The organism is Acidithiobacillus sp. 'AMD consortium', from assembly GCF_008926505.1.
In the GTDB taxonomy this organism is placed as follows: domain Bacteria; phylum Pseudomonadota; class Gammaproteobacteria; order Acidithiobacillales; family Acidithiobacillaceae; genus Acidithiobacillus; species Acidithiobacillus ferridurans.
Map to the genome: position 1 here is coordinate 1,643,964 of NZ_CP044411.1, position 19,305 is coordinate 1,663,268.

A 19,305-nucleotide genomic window follows, 5' to 3' on the forward strand; every position below is an offset into this window, starting at 1 on the left:
AGGATAGAAACGTATCGTCATCGACTGAGAGGCGAAGTCCTGCGCGGGCAGAACACGGTAATTAACGTACTCGCCGTTCTACCGATGTGCTCCATGCGTTATTTTTTTCGGCGGACCGGCCAATAGCGTTGAGTACCGCCTGTAAAGCGGCCTCAGTGGTATCCTCGCCAAAGGCCACCGCAGACGTCGCACGGCCGTGATCCACACTGACCCGAACGCAGGCCATGGCGCGGGCGCTGGTACCACTACCGAGGGCATGCTGGTCGAACTGCTCCACCTCGGCACGCACGCCCCAACTCTGGATCAGGGCATCGACCAAGGCACCTACGGCGCCACTTCCCTTGCCCTGCAGAATATGCGGCCGTGGCTCCGGACCAACCACTACGGTCGCTGCGACCTGCTCCCCTTCCCGGCTGAGACGGTAGCGCCGCAGGTGCCAATCCTCCGAGGTATGGCAGTAATGGCTCTCGAACAGGTCGAAAATCTGGGCTGAGCTGACTTCACCCGTCTCCTGTTCGGAAGTCGCCTGTACTACGGCGCTGAAGTCCTGCGCCAACCAGCGCGGCAAGGAAATACCGTAGTCGCGCTCCAGCACATGGGCGACACCGCCTTTCCCGGACTGGCTGTTGATGCGCACCACCTCCTCGTACCTACGCCCCAAATCCGCAGGATCGATGGGCAGATAGGGCACCTCCCAGACAGCATCTTCCCGTCCCCGCCGATGGTGCATGCCCTTGCGAATGGCGTCCTGATGACTGCCGGAAAACGCCGTGTAGACCAGCCCGCCAAACCAGGGATGGCGCGGCGGCACAGCCATACCCGTACACGTGGTATAGATGTCTGCGATTTCCGTACCCATGGACATATCCAGTTGCGGATCAATGCCCTGAGAGTAAAGATTCATGGCCATGGTAAGGACATCCATGTTGCCGGTCCGCTCGCCGTTTCCGAAGAGGGTGCCCTCTACCCGGTCGGCGCCGGCCAATACCGCAAGTTCCGCCGCCGCCACCGCGCAGCCGCGGTCATTGTGGTTGTGCACACTGATTTTCACGTGCTCTCGTCCGCGCAAGTGGTCGCAGAACCATTCAATCTGATCCGCGAAGACGTTGGGCATGGACGATTCGACGGTGGCGGGCAGGTTGAGGATCACCGCCTGCCCCTGGTCGGGCCGCCAGACCGCGTTGACCGCCTCGCAGATCTCCACTGCGTAGTCCGGCTCGGTGGCACTGAAGCTCTCCGGCGAATATTGAAAGACCCATTCCGTCTCTGGATAGCGTACCGCTCCGGCCTTCACCCACTCCGCGCCACGTACGGCAATGGCTTTGATGCCCTCCCGATCCAGGCCAAACACCTGTTCGCGCTGGGCCGGGTTGGTGGAGTTGTAGACATGGACAATCGCCCGCCGCACCCCTTTCAAGGCCTCGTATGTGCGGTCAATCAGGGCTTCCCGCGCCTGGGTAAGCACCTGGATGGTCACTTGCTCGGGGATACGATCTTCTTCAATGATGCGCCGCACAAAGTCGAAATCAGGATGGGAGGCGGCGGGAAAACCTACCTCGATCTCCCGAAAACCCATACGTACGAGCAAATCGAACATCCGGAGCTTTTGCTCGACGCTCATGGGGGAGACCAGCGCCTGATTGCCATCGCGCAGATCGACACTGGTCCAAACGGGCGCGTGGTGCATACGGCGGTTAGGCCAGCGCCGGTCCGGTTTGTGAACGGGCGCGAAGGCGCGGTAACGGCGGCGGTTGAAGGTTCCCATGGTGTTCCATCTCCTGCGGCAAGTGACGATGGACGCAGTATAGGGAAGAAGTCGCCACAGGTGCTTGCGAATTGGGGCCGCAAAAGCGATTATGTCGCATGATTATTGCGCATTAACGCCCATTAGCGGAGTAATATTGTGCTATGAAGTCGAAAGCCCCTACCATCGAATTAGATCGCTACGACCGCCGCATTCTCGAGGAACTCCAGCGCGACGGCGGACTCAGCAATCAGCGTCTCGCTGAGCGTATCGCTTTGTCCCCCTCCCCTTGCCTGCGCCGGGTGCAGGCGTTGGAAGAAGCCGGGATCATCCGCAGGCGTGTGGCTCTGCTTGACCCGCAGCATCTGGGCCTGGCGCTGATGGTGCTGATGCACATCAGCATGGACCGCCATACCCCCGAGCGCCTTGAGCATTTTGAGGCGGAAATCAGTCGCTCGCCGGAAGTGCTGGAGTGCTACCTCATCACCGGCCATGACGCGGATTACCAGATCAAGGTCGCGGTGCGCGATATGGAGCATTTTCAGGATTTTCTGCTTCATCGCCTGACGCGCATCGAGGGGGTGACCGGTGTGCATTCCAGCTTTGTGCTGCGCAAGGTGGTGGATACGACGGAATTGCCGGTGTATTGATCACCGCAGCTGGGGCAATGGCCAGGACAGGCCCCATCCCCTTCCTTATCCGTCTTTTGCGGCCACCCAAACCCTGTCTGGACAAGGCCTGGCAAGATGCCATCGACAGCTTTGCAGCCACCGAAGCGGCCAAACCGGCGGGTGCCCTTCGATGCTGCCGCTGCATTCCTTTCTCTCATTAAAAGCTATATTGCAGCATCAAGCGATCATCGATAAAGGTACCACGATAGCCCCCATAGGGATTGCTGTGAACGAGGGCGAGGCGATTACGCAGGGATACGCCTTTCCAGAAGCCGCCCGGGCTGTAGGTCACATCCAGGTAATTGGCGTCCACATTGGGCAGATAGGGCGCGGTATCATAGATGCTGTACGAATATTTGATGCGCACCTGGCGGAGGGGATGCAGCAAGAAACCGAATTTCCAGGCGTGGCCCGAGGCGGACGCGTCCACCAGGCCGTAATCCATGATGCTGGTGTACAGAGGGTCGGCGCTGTATTGCTGGGTATAGGGTGAGATGAAGCCCCCGTTGTACAAGGTCTGGCCGTTGGCCAGGGTCACGGCGCGGGAGGGAATCTGGTCATATGCAGCGAATATCTGCCCCGTCACACCGTCGAAATCTCCCTGAATCCCCGCCATACCACCGTAGACCGTGGCATTCACCGGCCCCGCCAGTTGCGCGCCGTTAGCCCATTCCCGGGCATACTGAAAATCGGCGAAGGGCCGAAAATGCCCCATCAGGGTTGGAGTGGTGTAACCCAGAGTGCCGTAGAACATGTTCGTGAGACTGTAAAAGCGGTAGAACCAGGCGGACGCGTGGACGCCCATGAGGTGCCCTTTGAGACCAAAGGCCAGGGTGCCGATGCTATTGTCGGGTAGATAGCTGTAATGATCGTTGAAATTCAGCAGGGTCTGGCGTTGATAGTCGGCCTGAATGCGGTTTTTGAAGCGGAATTCACGGATACCGATGATCTGGAGATTTTTGATGGGGGTCACCCGTATCGCTACCGCCTGAAAGGTGCTGGGGATCATGAAGGCGTCCGAGGGGTTCATCCACGGGGTATCGAGAAGCAGATTCCCCACCCGCAACTGCACCCACGGGTCTTGATACTGTAGATAAGCCTGACCCAGAACGTTGAGGGAGGTGCGGTCACCCATAAGCAGAGGGTCCAGATGACTCTGCCCGCCGCCGGTGTCGTTGGCCCCCAGATCGTTGGCCGTGTAGAAAGCCACTGCCGCGCTAATCCCGTAGACGGGAGCCGTCTGCACCCGGAGCATGCCGCCCAGGGAATAGGCATACTTATCGGGCAGCGGCGAGCCGCCATAGAGCTGATTGAAATAATAGGATCGAATGTCGCCGCTCACTTGGCTCTGCATGAGCCAATCCTTGATGGTTTCAGCATGGGATAAAACGGGAACCGCCAGAGTAGCGGAAAGAATCGCGGCCAAAATCGGTTTTTTCATGACTATCTCCTTTTTCTGTGCCTCGTTGATAAAGAGGTCGACACCCTGAGCACTGTCGGTGGCCCGGCGGCGCGTTTTTTAGCTTCTCAAGCGGTCCATGAGCGTTTTCTTACTGGAGTCAGAAGGACTGCGCGGGTCGGTCTCCGACGAGCATTCCGGTTCCAGCATCCCCGTCTCTTCCGACAAACAAGGGGCGCGGAACAAGGAACCGGTCCACATGCCCACCAAACTACGCTGGGTCACCACCCCCCAGAAGGCAGCCAGCATTACCGTGAACACGGCGCCCAGCACCAGGAAAGGCAGATAATGGGTGTCTTTGAACAACAGATAGGTAGACGAATCGTAGACGCCCAGCGGGAACGTGAAGCCCCACCAACCCATGTTGTAGGGTAGCCCCTCACCGAGATAGCGCAGGGTAAAAAAGGCCGCCATGCACAGCCACCAGATACCGAAACCCCAGAGCAGCAGCGCTACCATGAGTCCGGCCATGTGGTCAAACTGGGCCATGGGTACCAAGGAGGTCCCCGTGAACACATGACCATCTGCGTCGCCCAGGGTGATCATGGCCATGGCGCCGGTGCCGATTGGTCCCAGTGGCAACCAGGAGGACACGGCCATGTCCCTGTGTGGCAGACGATGCAGGGTTAGACGCAGGAACAAGATGGTCAAAATTCCCAGAGACAGCAGTACCGAAACGGCCCAGAACACATAACTCACATAGATGACAGACACCCCCAGCCAGGGCGCCACGTGCTGGGCCACCAAGCCACCGCTGGCCGCAGCCACCTCCGGCGGCACGATGGGCAGCAGCCAAGCGGCGGTCATCCGTTCCAGGCTGTGAACTTGGCTGGTAAACATGAAAAATGGCACCAGAAGGACCGAGAGGATGGCCAGGACGGCATCCACCCACCACCAGCCATAGGCCCAGAGAGCAGAGTTGGCGGTCACCGGCCATATCAGGATCATGCCGTTGACGATGGTAGCAAAGCCCATGGGGATGCAACCGATGAACAAAGACTGTATCGGATGGTCGAATAAACGGCGAAAGCTGTCAGGGAAAACCAGCGCCCGGCCCAGGAAGAGAGCCGAAAACAGCACGAAAAAGAAAACGTTGACGCACCATAGGGCCTGTGCCGCCGGGTGGAGTAGGCCATGGGCCATAGGAAAATCTTCCAGCATCAGCGCCAGGATGCCCGTTCCCATGGTGGCGGCAAACCAGTTGGGCGTGAAATGGCGGATGATTTCACCCGGATCGTTGTTGGGCACATCAGAAAACAAATTCATGAGAATATTCATCCAGACTAAAATCTTCAGTTGCAGTTTGTAGTTGGATCAAATTGGCGTCCAATGCTATTTCCTAACTAAAGAAATAAGCACAGATAATTTCTTGAAAGGATGTAAAACGGATGACTTCCGAAAAACCAGACCCGGTCCTGCTGTTGATCTGGGCGCAAGCGGCCCGCTCAGGAAATCTGCACGCCGCCGCAGATCTGCTTTTCATGACCCAACCGGCCGTGTCTCATCGCCTCAAACAGTTGCAGGAATGGGTAGGGGAACCATTGTATCGACGCAATCGTCGCGGTATCGAGCCGAGCGAGACCGGGCTATGGCTCTTGCGGATCGCAGAGCAGATCGAAGCGGCTTTGGCAGAAGCTCGGGCGTTGCGAGGGGATACACAGGAGTTGCTGCGGGGATCTCTTGCCCTGGTGGCTAGCCACAGCAATGCCGAGACCCTCCTGCCACGGGCCATCACCGATTTTCGTGCCCGCTATCCTGGGGTTGCCTTGCGCCTAGTCACCACCAACAGTCGTCGGGCCATATCCATGCGTGACCAAGCGGATCTGGTTTTTGTGGAAGACGACGCAGCATTATCCGGCGCCACCGATTGGACGCAGGAAACGCTAGTGGAAACGGAGATCGTGGCGCTGGTCCCCGATCGACACCCATGGCTAGGACGGTCCGAACCTCTTTCCCTTTCATCCCTTGCCGAGGAAACCCTGGTTTGGCGGGAGGAAGGTTCGGGCGTTCGTAATCATGTGATGCAAGCTTTTCAGAAGCAGGGGATTTATCCTGAAATCCGGTATGAATTGAGCGGTCTTGCTGCCGTCCGCGATGCGGTGCGCTGCGGGCTGGGGGTCGGTTTTGTCTCCGCACTCAACGGCGCCGGCCAACGGCCTGGCATTGCGGCGCTGACTACTACGCCCGTTATCCGCCACAAACTTTCGGTACTGCACCGGCGTGCGCCAAGTCATAGCGCCAAGGCGTTCCTGGCGCTACTACAGCATATGGTGACGAGAGAAAAAGCCGGGTAAACAGAGCGTTCGGCAGATACTCTACCATCCTGTTTTTACCTACTCCTACACCATCGGCCTGCCGTCGCTGTCATCTCTACGCCGTTGCTTGGCCCCATGCCTTTACCAGACTGATGGTCGTCTTTATGGCCACCCAAAACCCTGCCTGGATAAGGCACGGCAAGATGCCACCGGCGGCGTAGTCGTCACCCCCTATGCACTCACCCCAAAATCGGCGGTTTTCCCTCTCGCCGCCGCAATGCCACTATATCCTCTATGGTGATGACCGGCAGATCGTGCCGGGCTGCGAAACGGACGATATCGTCCCCTTTGGCCATGCTACCGTCCGGATTCATCAACTCGCAGAGCACCGCTGCAGGTTCCAGGCCCGCCAATCGCGCCAGATCAACGGAACCTTCCGTATGCCCGCGCCTGCCTAATACCCCCTCCGGATGCGCGCACAACGGAAAGATATGGCCGGGACGGGCGATATCGCCGGGCCTGGCGCCAGACGTGATAGCCGCCCGAATGGTAGTCACACGATCCGCTGCCGATACCCCGGTGGTCACCCCTTCCCGAGCCTCTATGGAAACGGTGAAAGCAGTACCGAAGCGGCTTTCGTTCTGTTGCACCATGGGCGGCAAATCCAAGCGGGCCACATGCTCCGGGGTAAGGCACAAGCACACGATTCCGCTGCACTCACGGATCAACATCGCCATGGTCGCCACGGTCAGACGTTCGGCAGCGACAATAAGGTCACCTTCGTTTTCCCGATCGGAATCATCCAGGAGAATAACCGGGCGGCCGGCACGCATGGCCTCGAGTGCCCGCTGCCATTCCGGGCTGGCTACAGCAACATCACTCTTCAACAACATGGTAGTTTGAACAGACATGAAACGCTCCTCGCAGGTAGAAAAGGCGAAAAACATTTCAGGGCAAACGCGGACACACGGCGCTATGTCGCGTGAAAACGCAACAAGCGTGCCGTGCATCAACATCTTCTTCCATCCGGACTGTGACCGTCGGCCCTGGAATTACACCAGATCTGCTGACCTCGCGTGAACGCGAGCGCTCGCGGGCTTGCCTGACAACAAACAGGCTTACCGCCGGTGGGGAGTTTCGCCCCGCCCTGAAGATGAGCCCAGAATCTAACACGACAAGGGCCCGATGGCCAATGGCCGATCACGCTACCTGAAAACGATCCTCCATCTGAATGTTTGGAACTATCAGGAAAACCACGGTAATCTTCATCCGGCATCGGGAAAATGCGTCAAGCCAGCGTGTAGACAAGTCCCAGGTCATTGGCTATCTCACGGCGAGTGCACTGGTCGTCACCATTGGCGACGCGAAGAACTTTTCAAGGCTAGGGGAAACTTCGCTGCTAGGTAATCATGACAGCAGCCCGAGCATCGCCGCCTGCAATACGGCAGCGGTCTTGTTGACGGCATTCAGCTTGGCCATGGCCTTGCTGATGTGAAAATTGACCGTGCGCTCCGTGATGTTGAGGATACCGGCAATTTCGCCCGAGGTCTTGCCCTCACCGGTCCAGCGCAGCGCTTCCACCTCCCGGCGGGATAACTGTACGGCGATCTCCGGTTGGAGCTTGAGCGCGACAACGCGGATCATGCTGAGATGGACGGCTTGGACCAACCACAGGATATGGCAGGCCTTTGCTTGCCATTCTGCCGTGGTGACGCTTTCTCCAGCGCGCGCCAGGGTCAACATGCCACCCATCCCGCCGGCGTCGCGGCAAGTGTAAGCCAACCCGGCCTGCAGCCCAAATGAGCGGGCCTCTTCCCACAGTTCGCGTGCAGGCGCAAACAGGTCATCGGACCAGACAACGGGGGACGGCGAACGCATGGCGTGCCGTACCGTGGGATCGATGGCTTGGTACTCCTGCGCCTGATATCTGGCCTGCCAGACCGCAGGGTAGTTGCTGAACATGGCGGTTTTGGGACGCGCAAGCGGAAGCGGCATGCGTAAGCCATAGGCGCAGTAATCGAATTCCAGCTTGCGCGCCATTTCGGACGCCATCGCCAGCACCTGCCGTTCGCATTCGATGGACTGGAATGTCTGCAGGAGGTCTTCCTTCCAAGGATCCAAATGTCCCTCCTTCCCGGGCGGGGCGAGATCGTGGGGAGAAAGCATCGCCAACCAAGTCTCGCCGTGGATATCGCTTCATCGACCTGTCAGGGTTGACACTACCGCATCACGGGGTGATTCGGTAGTCTGTTCTGATCCGAATTTTCCGAGCAGGTGATCTCATGACAGTGCAAAACGGAATCGCGGTAAAAGCGCAAGGATATGGATTCATGAGGTTGTCTCCCGATGGTTATGTGCGCCTGACGCTAGAACAGTTTCAGTGGATTCCTCTGGTGCATCTTTTGTCCGGCCTGGACCACGATGAATACCCCCCTCTTCACGAAGGGGCCAGTCAGACCCACATTTCCGGTTATACCGAATGGATCAGCGAGACGGCGCCCGTCATCACCCTGGGGTGGGACTGGCGGATGGAAGGGGCGTCAGGACGGACCCATTATCTCCGGACGGGATTTCCACGAAGCAACATCATGCTGGTGGATGACCAGCGACGAGATCTGGGTCCCACCAACACGACCAAACTGCTGGAAGTGGCCATTGACAAGACGGCCTGGCCGGCCGTGATTCAGCGCCATATCATGGATAGATATGTTTGACAAGCTGTCAACCTTGACAGCTTGTCAGAAACAGCGGAGCTGGTAGATTCGCCTCCATAGACAAACTCTATGAGGGTGACGAGATGCAGGTTATAACCGGGCCAGCTGAAGTTTTACCGAATAATCTGTATGCGAAGGTGGCCAGCTACCGCCATCGAGTCTTTGTCGAGCAGCTTGGGTGGGCGTTGCATACGGAGAACGGAATGGAGTCGGATCAGTTCGACCGGCCGGACACCGTGTACGTAGTGACGCAAGATGACAACGGCCATATATCCGGTTGTGCCCGCCTCCTCCCCACCACGCGCCCCTATCTGTTGGGCGAAGTCTTTCCCCATTTGCTCAACGGACTGGTACCGCCATGTTCTCCCGATGTTTGGGAGCTGTCGCGCTTTGCGGCCGTGGACTTGAACGACCGCGCCAGGACGCCAGGGCAGTTTTCCTCTACGGTTGCGCGAAAGCTGCTGGAGGAATCCATCGCCTGTGCAATTTCACACGGGGCTAAGCGGCTGATTACGGTGTCGCCGATTGGTGTAGAGCGGTTGTTGTCTCGATCCGAATTTCACGCACATCGCGCGGGACCGCCGATGATCATCGATGGGCATCCGATATTTGCGTGCTGGATAGATCTGGACTAAGCGAAACTTTCGAATTCTGAAGAGACCCATAACAGCCAATGTTTTCTGGCTCTAAAAAAGCGTAACGTACAGTTTCTCCGCTTTCTAAAGGGACCTTAAGATCTGGGTAACCTGCCCAGTGACGCTGTTTAAGTCAGGACAGCAAAGCCCATTTGAAGGGCTGCGCGCAGTAAACCACGTTATAAATTTATCATAACGATAGGTTTATAATATTTAAATATGTTAGTTATACCTTATCTACTTATGGAGAAAACGTCATGGATGCGGACATGGATATTGAGATTGAGATGGTTGCATTGGTACATAAACTGGAAGAAGCCGGATATTGCTTTGCTGAAGTTTCGGATGAAGACATCCGCAGCGCTTTTCTAAACAAGCAGGACCTGAGGGATCTGGCGGTTATCCGTTTTGCCCGAACAACTGCTAATTGACAACCCTCTTGTCCAACGCATTGCCTCACTGTTTTTATTACCCAGAGGAGAGTCGTTGCCTCAAGAAAAATATTACCCAGAATATCTGGTGGATACTTGCTAGGGCAATTGCAATGGCTACCCTGTAATTGCTCACTGATCAGAGGCATTGTGCCCGGCGATCCTCGGCCTTTGTGCGCGTAGTTCTCCACCCAATCCATAAGCTGTTGACCGATACCGACACCCCGATACTGCGGGTCGACGATCACGTTGTCGACATCCAGATAGCGTCCACACCAAAAACGCGTGCCCAGCCAAATGCCCGCCACACCGATACAGCAATCATCCGCTCACGTTCGGCGCGCAATGTTTCGGTGTGGCGCCGGACAACCTTCACGATATCCTTGGGAGCATCCTCCGGCCTACCGGCCTGGAAAGGCGGCTCCGGCGCATATTCCAGGGCAAGCTGATTCTTCCGCTGCGGCCCTTCTCCGGGTGCGAGGTACAAGGGAATATGATTCGCCTCCAGACCATTACCGCTCATACTGACCAGTGTCGCGAGGGGATAACGCTGAATCAGCGCCCGCAGAATTTCCGGGCTGGTTTCTGCAAATGACTCAGGACAATACATGGTCGGCCTCCGCGCTATGTATGTTCATTCCCGTGTTCCATCAGGAAGTGCGGTGACGGCTGGGTATTGAATTTTGCGAGTTTCATAGATTTCCTGTCATTTCTGCGTGGATTCGCGCAACACACGGATATCTCCCATATCCACCAGATTCCATTCCTCACTCCCCATTCGCCTCCGCGCGCTTCTTCAAGGCCTGGTTCATCGCATGAAAACCCGCTAATGGATTCCATTGCGGATAGGCGGGAAAATCCATGAGGATGGACCACACACGCTCCGGTGATGTCGCAATATCAATCTGTGTCACGATCTGATGCATGGTCATCCTTCGTCGTTGTGAAATGATCCATTACGTTCACCGCGATGCGCCATAGAGTGCAAAATTACAATTCATTTGTTCTGCGTACGATAATTACGTGGAATCACTCTGTAATTGACTTCCCATAGGGACGTATATACATACTCCATCTGCTTTCAGACGATGAGCAGGATCTGGTAGACTGCCGGAAATCGCCACCCAACGTTCCATTGGCGTCCGATCAAGTCCTGTTGCCCATAGACGCAGCACTTGAAAACCAAGCGCTCTTAATGCGTCACCGCTTTCATTGCTAATTAACAATCGCTGATCATTTGTGACATCTGGGAACCGTTCGACCCCTCCATAAATATTCCTGTGCCAGTTTGTAATCATGGGTTGCCATTTCGCAAAATTTCCGCCACCATTTTGGTGATAATCAGCGCTTTCAAGAACCCCCTCATTGGCAATAGTGTGAATAGCGAGATAAGTTGGCGTAGAAGGTATTCCACCGGACAATTTAAATCGTTGGGATGTGAGAAACCCACTAACAGAAATTAATGCAGGCAATTTTTCATCGCTGTAAAAGGCATTCCATTCATTCTCTGCGGCCGGGTCGGTAAAGCTGCATTCAACTGTGTAAATCATACGCACCTCGTTTAGCCGCGTTTTCCACCACAAATTCATTTCCCGTCAGAAAAACCGATTACTTCAGCGTGGGGGCTCCCGGCGACACCGCTATTTACAAGCGATTCCGTGCCTAATGGCCACTGGATATTCCAGATATCCCAGTGCTGCACGGCATACCCGATCAACGAGTACGCGCTGGTCCGATTCACCAGCAATACCTGCGGCGTCAATCATGCCCTTTGCAAGAGCGACCAAATCATGCGCCCCCTCCATAGCCTTTGAAACACCATGTCGTTCCAGTAACGCCGCCGTATACTGCACAAGCTCATTCGTCAGTTTGGCTGTTGCAGGTCCCAGGGGCAGTGTGGCTTCCCCATACTCCAGCGCCCGAGCCAACGCTGGCCGGAGCAACTGGTGAGCTACTGCGATCCGGATGAGTGAACATACGTCGTCTTTTAGCGAGTCGCCGGGGGCATGCGCTATGCGGCCAATACCCGCCAGCAATATAAGGCGTTCCCGCCGAATCAGCTCGGCCAGAATCGCTGCCTTGCCTGGAAAGTATTGATAGAGCGATCCGATGCTAACACCCGCGAGTTCTGCGACCGCATTGGTGGTCAGCACATCCAGCCCCTTGCGCTCCAAAATACGAGCCGCCGCCTCCAGGATGGCATCCACCGTGGCGGCAGAGCGTTGTTGATGAGGGCGCTTGCGGGGTTCGAGTAGCATAGTTCAAACACGAGTAGAAAGTGTGAGTATCTGCTCGCAAAATATTTCCTGTCAATTCAACCTGGAGATTTCCCATGACGACGCAAACCTACACCCTATTTATGCTGCTCAAAACCACCCGCCGATGGTTAGACCTGGAACCAAAAGACCGCTTTGCATTTATCAAAGAGAACGTTAACCCCATCCTCGAAGCCCATCCGACCGTCAGCATGCGTTTTTTCGACACGGAATCCTACACCGCGCCCATCAGCGATATCGTGGTGTGGAAAACCTCTGATCTTGTTGCCTATCACGGCGTCATAAAGGGATTGCGCGATACCATTTTCTGGGACCACTATTTTGAGGTGCTGGAGATCATTCCAGCAGTGGAAGATGGCTATGCCGCCTATTATGCGATGAATCCGCTGACTGGCAGTGCGCAAGCGGGGTAGGCAACTACCGTGGCGCTGATGTGGCGACTCGAACCAGCCATTTTCGAAGTGCCGATTCCTGTTCTCGGGAAAGCCCATCAGCCAGATGGCGCTCAATACCCTGCATCCGCTCACGGCAGGCCGCCAATAACGACTTGCCCGTCTCGCTGAGATCAATCCGCTGGATACGGCCATGGTAATGATGCGGCTGGCGCACGATGGCCCCGGCCCGCTCCAGGTTGGCGACAATGGTGCTGACCGTTTGCGGGGTGAGGAGAGCCAGCCGCGCCAGATCGGCATTGGAAATGCCGGGATAGGCGGCCAGCATGGTGAGTACGGAAAATTGTGGAGGCGTTACTCGCAGGTCGGCGAGCGCCCGTTCCACCCGGTGCCGGTACGCGCCCGCAGCCTGCCGCAGCAAGTAGCCCAGATAACCATTTTCCCCGCGTTTACCCTCTCCCACTTGAGGGATGAGGGGTTTTGGCGCTGCGTCGTCCATATTGTAAGCACCCTGATATGTTGTTAGAGTCCTTATACTACCTGAGTCACTTCATAAGGAACAAGCCATGTCCACAGAGCATGCCCGTATTGCCTACCTCTCCTTCACCAAGACCGCGCCCGAGGTGTACGCAGCACTCCTGGCGATGGGGAAAGCGGTCGATGATTCCGGCCTCGAAAAAACCCTGACGGAACTGATCAAGGTGCGGGTATCGCAAATCAACAGCTGTGCGTTCTGTATCCAGTACCACCTGAACGTCGCCCGTCAAATCGGTGTGGAACCGGTCAAGCTGGATCTGGTCGCGGGCTGGAGGGATGCCGGTATTTTTTCTGCACGGGAGCAGGCCGCTTTGGCATGGGCGGAATGTCTGACGGTGCTCGCGACCCAGGGGGCGCCCGACGCTATCTATGCGACACTGCAGTCTCTGTTCACGGAAACAGAAGTAATATTCCTGACGGTGGCCATCGGTGCCATCAACCACTGGAATCGACTGGGTGTTGGTCTGCGATTTTCGCCGCCGCCACCATGCACAGGGGATCACGTATGATTCCAGTCGAGAGCGGCCCGGAGAACAGCGGGGACGTCTCCGCAGCGGTCGAGTTCCATTATATCGATCAGGAAGACGATGTCCTGGTCTGCTATCCCCTGATCCGGCAACTGCGGCCGCACCTGGATTCTGAACAGGAGTTTTTGCAGCGCTGGCAACAATTGAGTGTCCAGGGTTACCGCCTGCTAGCCCTGTGGCACGGGATACAGCCCGTGGGTCTCGCCGGATTCCGCGTGCAAGACAACTTGATACATGGCCGGTTTGTCTATGTGGATGATCTTGTCATTGATGAGTCCTGCCGCAGTCGGGGGTACGGGAAGATTCTCATCGAGCAACTAAAAGTAGAGGCCGAGCTTCTGGGCTGTTCCCGACTGCTGTTGGACGCAGCGATGAGTAATCCGCTCGGACACCGTTTTTATTACCGCCAAGGGTTGTTGGCTACGGCTTTACGCTTCAGTATGACGCTGCCGGATGAATCATCATGATTCATCCGGCAGAGATACACTGCCGGTTAGCTCTGGGTTAGCCAGAAAAAAGAAGGCACCTAGCAAGTTTCGCTAAGTGCCTGTTTTTACTGGTGCGCTCGGACGGAGTCGAACCGCCGACCTACTGGTTCGTAGCCAGTTGCTCTATCCAGCTGAGCTACGAGCGCGTGGAGGGCGTAATATACTCATAGAAGAGAGTTTGGTCAATCCTTCGCCACATCCGCTCCATCCCATTTCAAGCGCCGCCAGCGCCGCTTCCCGGTGTGCCTTTATCCTTCGCCATTTCCGCTTTGAGACGGGCGAGGTCGTCATCCACACCACTCGTAGCGCGCACCTCATCCAGCTCTTTTTCGGTCTGGCTGCGGCTGTCCAAGGGGTCACTCAACGCACCGGACGCCATCAGGCCATCCATGGCCACTGCCTTGGCCTCCATTTGCCGGGTGCGATCCTGGGCGCGGCGCATGGCATCGCCGGCGTCATTCATGCCTTTGCCAATGCCCGTGAGTGACTCGCTGACCTTGACTTCTGCCTGCGCCGCGGCCATCTCGCTCTTGGTCACTTCCTTTTGGGTTCTGAACTGCTCTATGTGGTCCTGCAGCTTGCTCTCGTAGTCCGTCAGCTTCTGCGCCTGGGCCGCGACGGTATCATGGGCTTCCTTGAGAGAGGCGATCTTTTGCAACTCCGATTGCTTCTGGGCCAGCTCCGCACGCGCCAGGTCTTCGCGGTTGGCGCTCAGTGCCATTCGGGCGTCGGCGTCGGCTTTATCCGCCGCCTTTTGGGCCTGAGCCATCTGGTTTTCCAGAGAAACCTGTTCCGTCACCACATCGGCAAGATGCCTTTTGGTATCCTGCAAATTGGCAATCATTTTCTCATAGGACAAATCCAGGGTTTCTGCCGGGTCCTCCGCATTATTAAGAAAATGGTTTACCTTGCTTTCCAGTATTTCTGCGGCATGTTTGAATATCGACATCAGTTCACTCCTTGGGACGGCATCGTGCCGTTCGTTGCATCAATCATTCACCGGAATCACCAGTTGCGGACTCAGGGCATCAACCAGCGCATCGGCATTTTCCATGGCCTTCACCGCTGTGCCCACCGCAAAAAACTCGATGATATGCGGCTTCCAGTTATGACTGCCTTCATGCAGTTGTACGCCGGTAATACCGTCCGCCTGCGCCTCCTGGGCCTCATGCTGCATCCGTTCCATCGCCAATTCACGGGCGTCATACATGGCCTGGGTAAATTGCTCCATTTCCGTATTGCGTCCGACATTGCCCAGGGATTTCAACATCCCCTGATGGGCGACATGGTACACACAGGAACCCATCACCATTTCCATCGGCCGGTAACCCGCCTGCAGCAGCATCCAGAAGTCCTGCCCGCTGAGATCGCTGGTAAAGGGTTTGCCCCCCACCCCCTTGAAACCGGAGGCGCCGCTGCGATGCGCGATAGCCGTACCAATCGCCATGAATTCGAGAATTTCCTGATCCCATTCCATGCGTTTGACTTCCAGGCGCACACCGACGATACCATCCGCCTGGAGCAGGATGGCTTCCTGTTCCATGCGGCTCATGGCCAGTTCACGCGCCTGATACATCGCCTGAGAAAGAACGTCCATCTCCATGTTCTGGTTCCAGTTTCCATACTGGATACCCATGTGGTAAATACACGAGCCTACTACCAGCCCCAATGGCTCAAAATTGGCCTTGCGGACCATGACGAACTCATTGACGGAGAGATCAGAGGTAAAAATGCCCTCATGGCTGCCCTGCGAGCGTAAACCCTTCAGACGTTCGACGGCATGAGGAGCCAGTTGTTCGGCGGTATCGGTCATATGAGATCCTTTCGTGCAGTGGCAGCACTTTTCAATGGGTGATCAACAAGAGAAATCATGGGAATCAATTCGTGCTGGGGGGCGTTTTGCGGCAGATAGCTGATGGCCGTGCCGATACTGATGTGACGGCAGAGAAAGCGTTCCGGATTGTCCTGATCTCCGGCCACATGAAACATCTGGGTATAACTGGTGTGGGCCAGTACCGCAGCCGCCATCCGCCGCCCGTCTTCACGTAAATCGTAGAGGGCGCGACGCCGGACATTTTCCTGGAATGCCGACAGGTCAGTGATTTCCATATTCCAGTAACGTGCGGCGAAAGGGGCGGACTGGGCAGCCTGCGCAGCAACGGTCCCCATCCACGGGCTGTACCAGTCAAAATTGGCACCAATGGCAATGCCCACGGGCACCACTCCGTCTTCCAGCAATCGTACGAACTCCAGTGCCGAAACCGTGGCTACGACGGGCTCCGCGGACGGCGGCAAGCCGCGAATGCGGATGGCCGTACCGGTAACACCATAGTCCATGTCTTCGTGTTCGCCGCGGTGTACCTGCATCCGCACGTCGACGACTGCATTGGCACCCAGCGCCAAGGCCTCCAGGCGCATGCGCTCCACTGCCGTGTGCCAGCCGTCATAGTGTCCCTGGGTCCAGGAATAACCGAAATGGTACCAGCAGTTGCCGGTCACCATGCCGATGGGCTGCACGCCGTGACTGCGCTGCAGCAGCAGTTCGGACGCCTTCGCCGTACTGATCCAGGGCAATCGCCCCTGGCTGGTCTGGAACATACGGCTTTGAACGAAGGGAGGAAGGCGGCGCTGGCGCAGCGCCTGCTCCCATTCGGAGTAGCGCTGCATTTCTTCAGGGGTTTGTGAGCGGATGCCTTTGCTGGCATTCTGACCGATATTTTCTGCGGCGTGCCGGGCATCGAGAGCAACCTCTTCGATACCCTGTTTGATTTTGTCCCAAATGGACATAGGCCCTCCTTGAGATTACCCCATGAGAAAGTCGTGCAGGGTATCACTCGCACCCCGCATTGCGCCGGAAAGATCCGCCAGATCGGCGACCAGACTTTCCAGCCAGACGGACAGCGGCAGGTCCTCATGCTTGAGGACGACCCCGCGCACCGTTTTTGCGCGCACCGTGCTGACGTGCACGCCGTTCTGCTTCAGGAAATAATCGTTGTTGTCCGTATGAATCGTGATGGCTTCGATGTGGCTGGTTTTGGCAAAAAGTCCGTCCCTCTTGCGCTCCACTTCGACAAACCCCGGCATATCGCCTTCAAGACGCGACGCCAACCCCTCCACAAAAGCCTTCATATCGGTTTGTGCCCGCCTGATCCAGGCGGTATTTTGGTCGAAATCCGTGCTCATACAGGGCCTCCCACCCTCAATCACCGAGAACATACGGGCATACGACGACTCGCTAGCGGATGAAAATCCTTTCCACCGCCCATGTTGAGACCCCGCTTGCCAACTATAGTTCGCCACTCCGGCTCACGCGCGAATTTTTAACACTCCGGCGCCTTGGCCGTGGCCCTCATCATGCAAGCGTTGCAAGAGCGCGAACCGACGATAAACCGAACAGGATTCCAGAAGCTCCTGGTGGCTCCCCACCGCGATCAGTCTACCCTTATCCAGCACCGCAATGCGCGATGCGTGGATGATCGTCGCCAGCCGGTGGGCGGCAACGAGGGTGGTACGTTCTGCGATGAGATTATCCAGCGCTTCCTGAATGATGCGCTCGTTTTCCGCATCCAGGGCACTCGTTGCCTCATCCAGGATCAGTACGCGCGGATTGCGCAGTATGGCCCGGGCAATGGCGATACGCTGGCGTTGCCCGCCCGAAAGCGTAACGCCCTTCTCTCCTACATGGGTCTGCAGCCGATGCTCCAAGCGATCGGAAAATTCATCCACCCGTGCGGCACGCACCGCCTCGTGAAGTTCAGCCTCGCTGGCGCCGGGGCGGGCCATCATGATGTTTTCCGCAATGCTCGTGGAAAAAATCACTGGATGCTGGGGCACCACCGCCAACTGTTGACGCAGGGAGCGGAGCGGCAAGATGTTGATATCGACGCCATCCAGAAAAATGCGGCCCTGATCCGGCTGGTAGTGGCGCAGCAGCAAAGAAAATATCGTGCTCTTTCCCGCTCCGGAAGCCCCCACAAAAGCCACCGTTTCGCCTGCGGCGATATCTATGGAGATATTCTCAATCGCATGAGAATCGCTGCGTGAGGGGTAACTGAATGAGACGTTAGCCAGATGCAGGGCGGCGGCCCGTATTGCTCGCTGCGCCGGCAATCCGCCGTTTACGTAGGTCGGCTCTGAATCCTGTGCGGAGGAGATGGCACCTACTTCCGGCGTTTCGTCCAGCAGGGCCAACAGCCGCTCCGTCGCGCCGGCCAAACGTGCCATACTGCCCCACAATTCGCCGAGGGAGGCCAGGGAAGTCGCCGCCATCAGCGCATAGAGCAGAAAAGCCACAAGCACGCCAATCCCCGCCTGATGGCGCAATACGGCCAACCCACCCCAGTAGAGCATGACGCTGAGTGCCAGAAATACCAGTCCGCCCGTCAGAAAGGTGGACCACGACTGCACTACCACCCGGGACCAGACCTGCCCAAGCAACAAACGGATATCACGCCGGTAGCGCTCTTCCGTCTGCGGCTCCAGAGTCAGCGCCTGAATCACCCGAATACCGTTGATCGACTCTTCGGTGTGCGCGCTCAGATCGGCCAGATAGTCCTGCTCTTTGCGGCTATAGCGGCGCTGCAGGCGACCGGATTTCAGATTGATGAGCACCAGCAGGGGCAAGGCGACCAGACCGGGGATCATCAATTGCGGCAGAGTGGCGGCCATCAGTGCCAACGCCCCGATCAGGGTAACACTGCTTTGCAAGCTGCGCCCCAGCACCCCGGTCAATCCAAAACGCAGGATGGTCACATCGCTGCTGAGCCGGGAAATGACCTCTCCGGAACGAAAAACCTCATAAAAAACCGCGGGCAGATGCAAGGCATGGCGGAACACCGCAGTACGGAGGTCCGCCACCACGCCTTGTCCGATCCAGGTCGCCAGGGCATCGCGCAGGGCCCGCATGGTGACGGTGAAGAGTCCCAGTCCCAGTAGGGCGGCACTGATCCAGACCAGCGCCGAATAGCTGTGAAACCCCTGATCAAGTATCCAGCGCGCGCCCTGCGGCAGTACCAGCGCACTGGCGGCGCTGAGCAACAGGGCCAGCGCATAGAACAGCAGATACACGCCACGGGTCAGCAAAAAGGGCTTGAGCTTCCATAACACCCAGACATTTCTGTTGACCGGACGTTGCCACGGATTTTGCGCCACAGTTCACCTGACATTGCCCAGACCA

At 57.0% G+C, this 19,305-nt stretch carries 22 protein-coding genes, 1 tRNA gene, 2 pseudogenes and 1 riboswitch; of the genes and pseudogenes, 8 read left to right on the forward strand and 17 right to left on the reverse strand.

Translation table 11 applies throughout. From position 1 onward, the window contains the following. Nucleotides 1-61 precede the first annotated feature (61 nt). Entirely contained in the window at nt 62-1,765 is a 1,704-nt protein-coding gene (locus tag F6A13_RS08485) for a 2-isopropylmalate synthase (RefSeq protein WP_126605621.1), read from the reverse strand. Between the two features lie 143 nt (nt 1,766-1,908). Here F6A13_RS08485 and F6A13_RS08490 point away from each other — a divergent pair, with 143 nt between their 5' ends. Next, entirely contained in the window at nt 1,909-2,394 is a 486-nt protein-coding gene (locus F6A13_RS08490) for an Lrp/AsnC family transcriptional regulator (RefSeq protein WP_151528146.1), read from the forward strand. 178 nt (nt 2,395-2,572) lie between these two features. Here F6A13_RS08490 and F6A13_RS08495 read toward each other — a convergent pair whose 3' ends face one another. Both F6A13_RS08495 and F6A13_RS08500 read right to left on the reverse strand, forming a co-directional pair. Continuing rightward, on the reverse strand, nt 2,573-3,856 hold the full coding sequence (locus F6A13_RS08495) for a hypothetical protein (RefSeq protein WP_126605622.1): 1,284 nt from the start codon (nt 3,854-3,856) through the stop codon (nt 2,573-2,575). A 78-nt stretch (nt 3,857-3,934) separates the two neighbouring features. After that, entirely contained in the window at nt 3,935-5,140 is a 1,206-nt protein-coding gene (locus tag F6A13_RS08500) for a TDT family transporter (protein ID WP_151528147.1), read from the reverse strand. A 122-nt stretch (nt 5,141-5,262) separates the two neighbouring features. Here F6A13_RS08500 and F6A13_RS08505 point away from each other — a divergent pair, with 122 nt between their 5' ends. Then, on the forward strand, nt 5,263-6,168 hold the full coding sequence (locus tag F6A13_RS08505) for a LysR family transcriptional regulator (protein ID WP_113525538.1): 906 nt from the start codon (nt 5,263-5,265) through the stop codon (nt 6,166-6,168). A gap of 200 nt (nt 6,169-6,368) precedes the next feature. Here F6A13_RS08505 and ribB read toward each other — a convergent pair whose 3' ends face one another. Continuing rightward, nucleotides 6,369-7,040, reverse strand: a complete 672-nt coding sequence (gene ribB, locus F6A13_RS08510; protein WP_126605623.1) for a 3,4-dihydroxy-2-butanone-4-phosphate synthase — start codon at nt 7,038-7,040, stop codon at nt 6,369-6,371. A 99-nt stretch (nt 7,041-7,139) separates the two neighbouring features. Further along, a riboswitch (FMN riboswitch) is annotated at nt 7,140-7,288 on the reverse strand. A gap of 248 nt (nt 7,289-7,536) precedes the next feature. Further along, entirely contained in the window at nt 7,537-8,250 is a 714-nt protein-coding gene (locus F6A13_RS08520; RefSeq protein ID WP_113525536.1) for an autoinducer binding domain-containing protein, read from the reverse strand. 209 nt (nt 8,251-8,459) lie between these two features. Here F6A13_RS08520 and F6A13_RS08525 point away from each other — a divergent pair, with 209 nt between their 5' ends. From F6A13_RS08525 to F6A13_RS15365, 3 genes are all read left to right on the forward strand, one after another. Next, nucleotides 8,460-8,843, forward strand: coding sequence for a DUF4902 domain-containing protein (locus tag F6A13_RS08525; RefSeq protein WP_225981771.1), 384 nt, complete (start codon nt 8,460-8,462; stop codon nt 8,841-8,843). A gap of 83 nt (nt 8,844-8,926) precedes the next feature. Next, entirely contained in the window at nt 8,927-9,478 is a 552-nt protein-coding gene (locus tag F6A13_RS08530; RefSeq protein ID WP_113525534.1) for an acyl-homoserine-lactone synthase, read from the forward strand. Between the two features lie 257 nt (nt 9,479-9,735). Continuing rightward, on the forward strand, nt 9,736-9,909 hold the full coding sequence (locus F6A13_RS15365) for a hypothetical protein (protein WP_172959387.1): 174 nt from the start codon (nt 9,736-9,738) through the stop codon (nt 9,907-9,909). A 221-nt stretch (nt 9,910-10,130) separates the two neighbouring features. Here F6A13_RS15365 and F6A13_RS15820 read toward each other — a convergent pair. The 5 genes and pseudogenes from F6A13_RS15820 to F6A13_RS08565 all read right to left on the reverse strand — a co-directional run. Next, nucleotides 10,131-10,217 (reverse strand): annotated as a pseudogene (locus tag F6A13_RS15820) (GNAT family N-acetyltransferase); the annotation flags it as partial. A gap of 212 nt (nt 10,218-10,429) precedes the next feature. Then, nucleotides 10,430-10,519: pseudogene (locus F6A13_RS15825) on the reverse strand (FMN-binding negative transcriptional regulator); the annotation flags it as partial. 157 nt (nt 10,520-10,676) lie between these two features. Beyond that, on the reverse strand, nt 10,677-10,835 hold the full coding sequence (locus F6A13_RS08555; RefSeq protein ID WP_225981773.1) for an SRPBCC family protein: 159 nt from the start codon (nt 10,833-10,835) through the stop codon (nt 10,677-10,679). A 93-nt stretch (nt 10,836-10,928) separates the two neighbouring features. Continuing rightward, nucleotides 10,929-11,459 carry a hypothetical protein gene (locus F6A13_RS08560; protein WP_126605624.1) on the reverse strand — a complete coding sequence of 177 codons (531 nt, stop codon included), beginning with the start codon at nt 11,457-11,459 and terminating at the stop codon, nt 10,929-10,931. A gap of 90 nt (nt 11,460-11,549) precedes the next feature. Further along, on the reverse strand, nt 11,550-12,167 hold the full coding sequence (locus F6A13_RS08565; protein WP_113525533.1) for a TetR/AcrR family transcriptional regulator: 618 nt from the start codon (nt 12,165-12,167) through the stop codon (nt 11,550-11,552). 41 nt (nt 12,168-12,208) lie between these two features. On the opposite strand from F6A13_RS08565, the gene F6A13_RS08570 reads away from it, so the two are divergent. Then, entirely contained in the window at nt 12,209-12,598 is a 390-nt protein-coding gene (locus F6A13_RS08570; RefSeq protein ID WP_264158147.1) for a darcynin family protein, read from the forward strand. A 4-nt stretch (nt 12,599-12,602) separates the two neighbouring features. Here the strand turns inward: F6A13_RS08570 and F6A13_RS08575 are convergent, their stop codons facing one another. Further along, complete coding sequence (locus F6A13_RS08575; RefSeq protein WP_126605626.1) at nt 12,603-13,076, reverse strand: MarR family winged helix-turn-helix transcriptional regulator; 474 nt, start codon at nt 13,074-13,076, stop codon at nt 12,603-12,605. Between the two features lie 67 nt (nt 13,077-13,143). Here F6A13_RS08575 and F6A13_RS08580 point away from each other — a divergent pair, with 67 nt between their 5' ends. Continuing rightward, nucleotides 13,144-13,623: a carboxymuconolactone decarboxylase family protein gene (locus F6A13_RS08580; protein ID WP_126605627.1), complete on the forward strand. Its 480-nt coding sequence runs from the start codon at nt 13,144-13,146 to the stop codon at nt 13,621-13,623. Beyond that, nucleotides 13,620-14,108: a GNAT family N-acetyltransferase gene (locus F6A13_RS08585; protein ID WP_151528148.1), complete on the forward strand. Its 489-nt coding sequence runs from the start codon at nt 13,620-13,622 to the stop codon at nt 14,106-14,108. Before F6A13_RS08580 ends, F6A13_RS08585 begins: the two co-directional genes overlap by 4 nt. Nucleotides 14,109-14,198: 90 nt before the next feature. Here F6A13_RS08585 and F6A13_RS08590 read toward each other — a convergent pair. From F6A13_RS08590 to F6A13_RS08615, 6 genes are all read right to left on the reverse strand, one after another. Next, nucleotides 14,199-14,275 (reverse strand) — tRNA-Arg (locus F6A13_RS08590). Nucleotides 14,276-14,343: 68 nt separating this feature from the next. Next, on the reverse strand, nt 14,344-15,078 hold the full coding sequence (locus F6A13_RS08595) for a PspA/IM30 family protein (RefSeq protein WP_126605628.1): 735 nt from the start codon (nt 15,076-15,078) through the stop codon (nt 14,344-14,346). Between the two features lie 39 nt (nt 15,079-15,117). Continuing rightward, entirely contained in the window at nt 15,118-15,942 is an 825-nt protein-coding gene (locus F6A13_RS08600) for a heavy metal-binding domain-containing protein (protein WP_009565650.1), read from the reverse strand. Beyond that, complete coding sequence (locus F6A13_RS08605; RefSeq protein WP_126605629.1) at nt 15,939-16,916, reverse strand: heavy metal-binding domain-containing protein; 978 nt, start codon at nt 16,914-16,916, stop codon at nt 15,939-15,941. Before F6A13_RS08605 ends, F6A13_RS08600 begins: the two co-directional genes overlap by 4 nt. 15 nt (nt 16,917-16,931) lie before the next feature. After that, nucleotides 16,932-17,312 (reverse strand): hypothetical protein, encoded by a 381-nt coding sequence (locus F6A13_RS08610; RefSeq protein WP_113525525.1) that lies wholly within the window; start codon nt 17,310-17,312, stop codon nt 16,932-16,934. 123 nt (nt 17,313-17,435) lie between these two features. Then, entirely contained in the window at nt 17,436-19,280 is a 1,845-nt protein-coding gene (locus tag F6A13_RS08615) for an ABC transporter ATP-binding protein (protein ID WP_151528149.1), read from the reverse strand. Nucleotides 19,281-19,305: the final 25 nt, after the last annotated feature.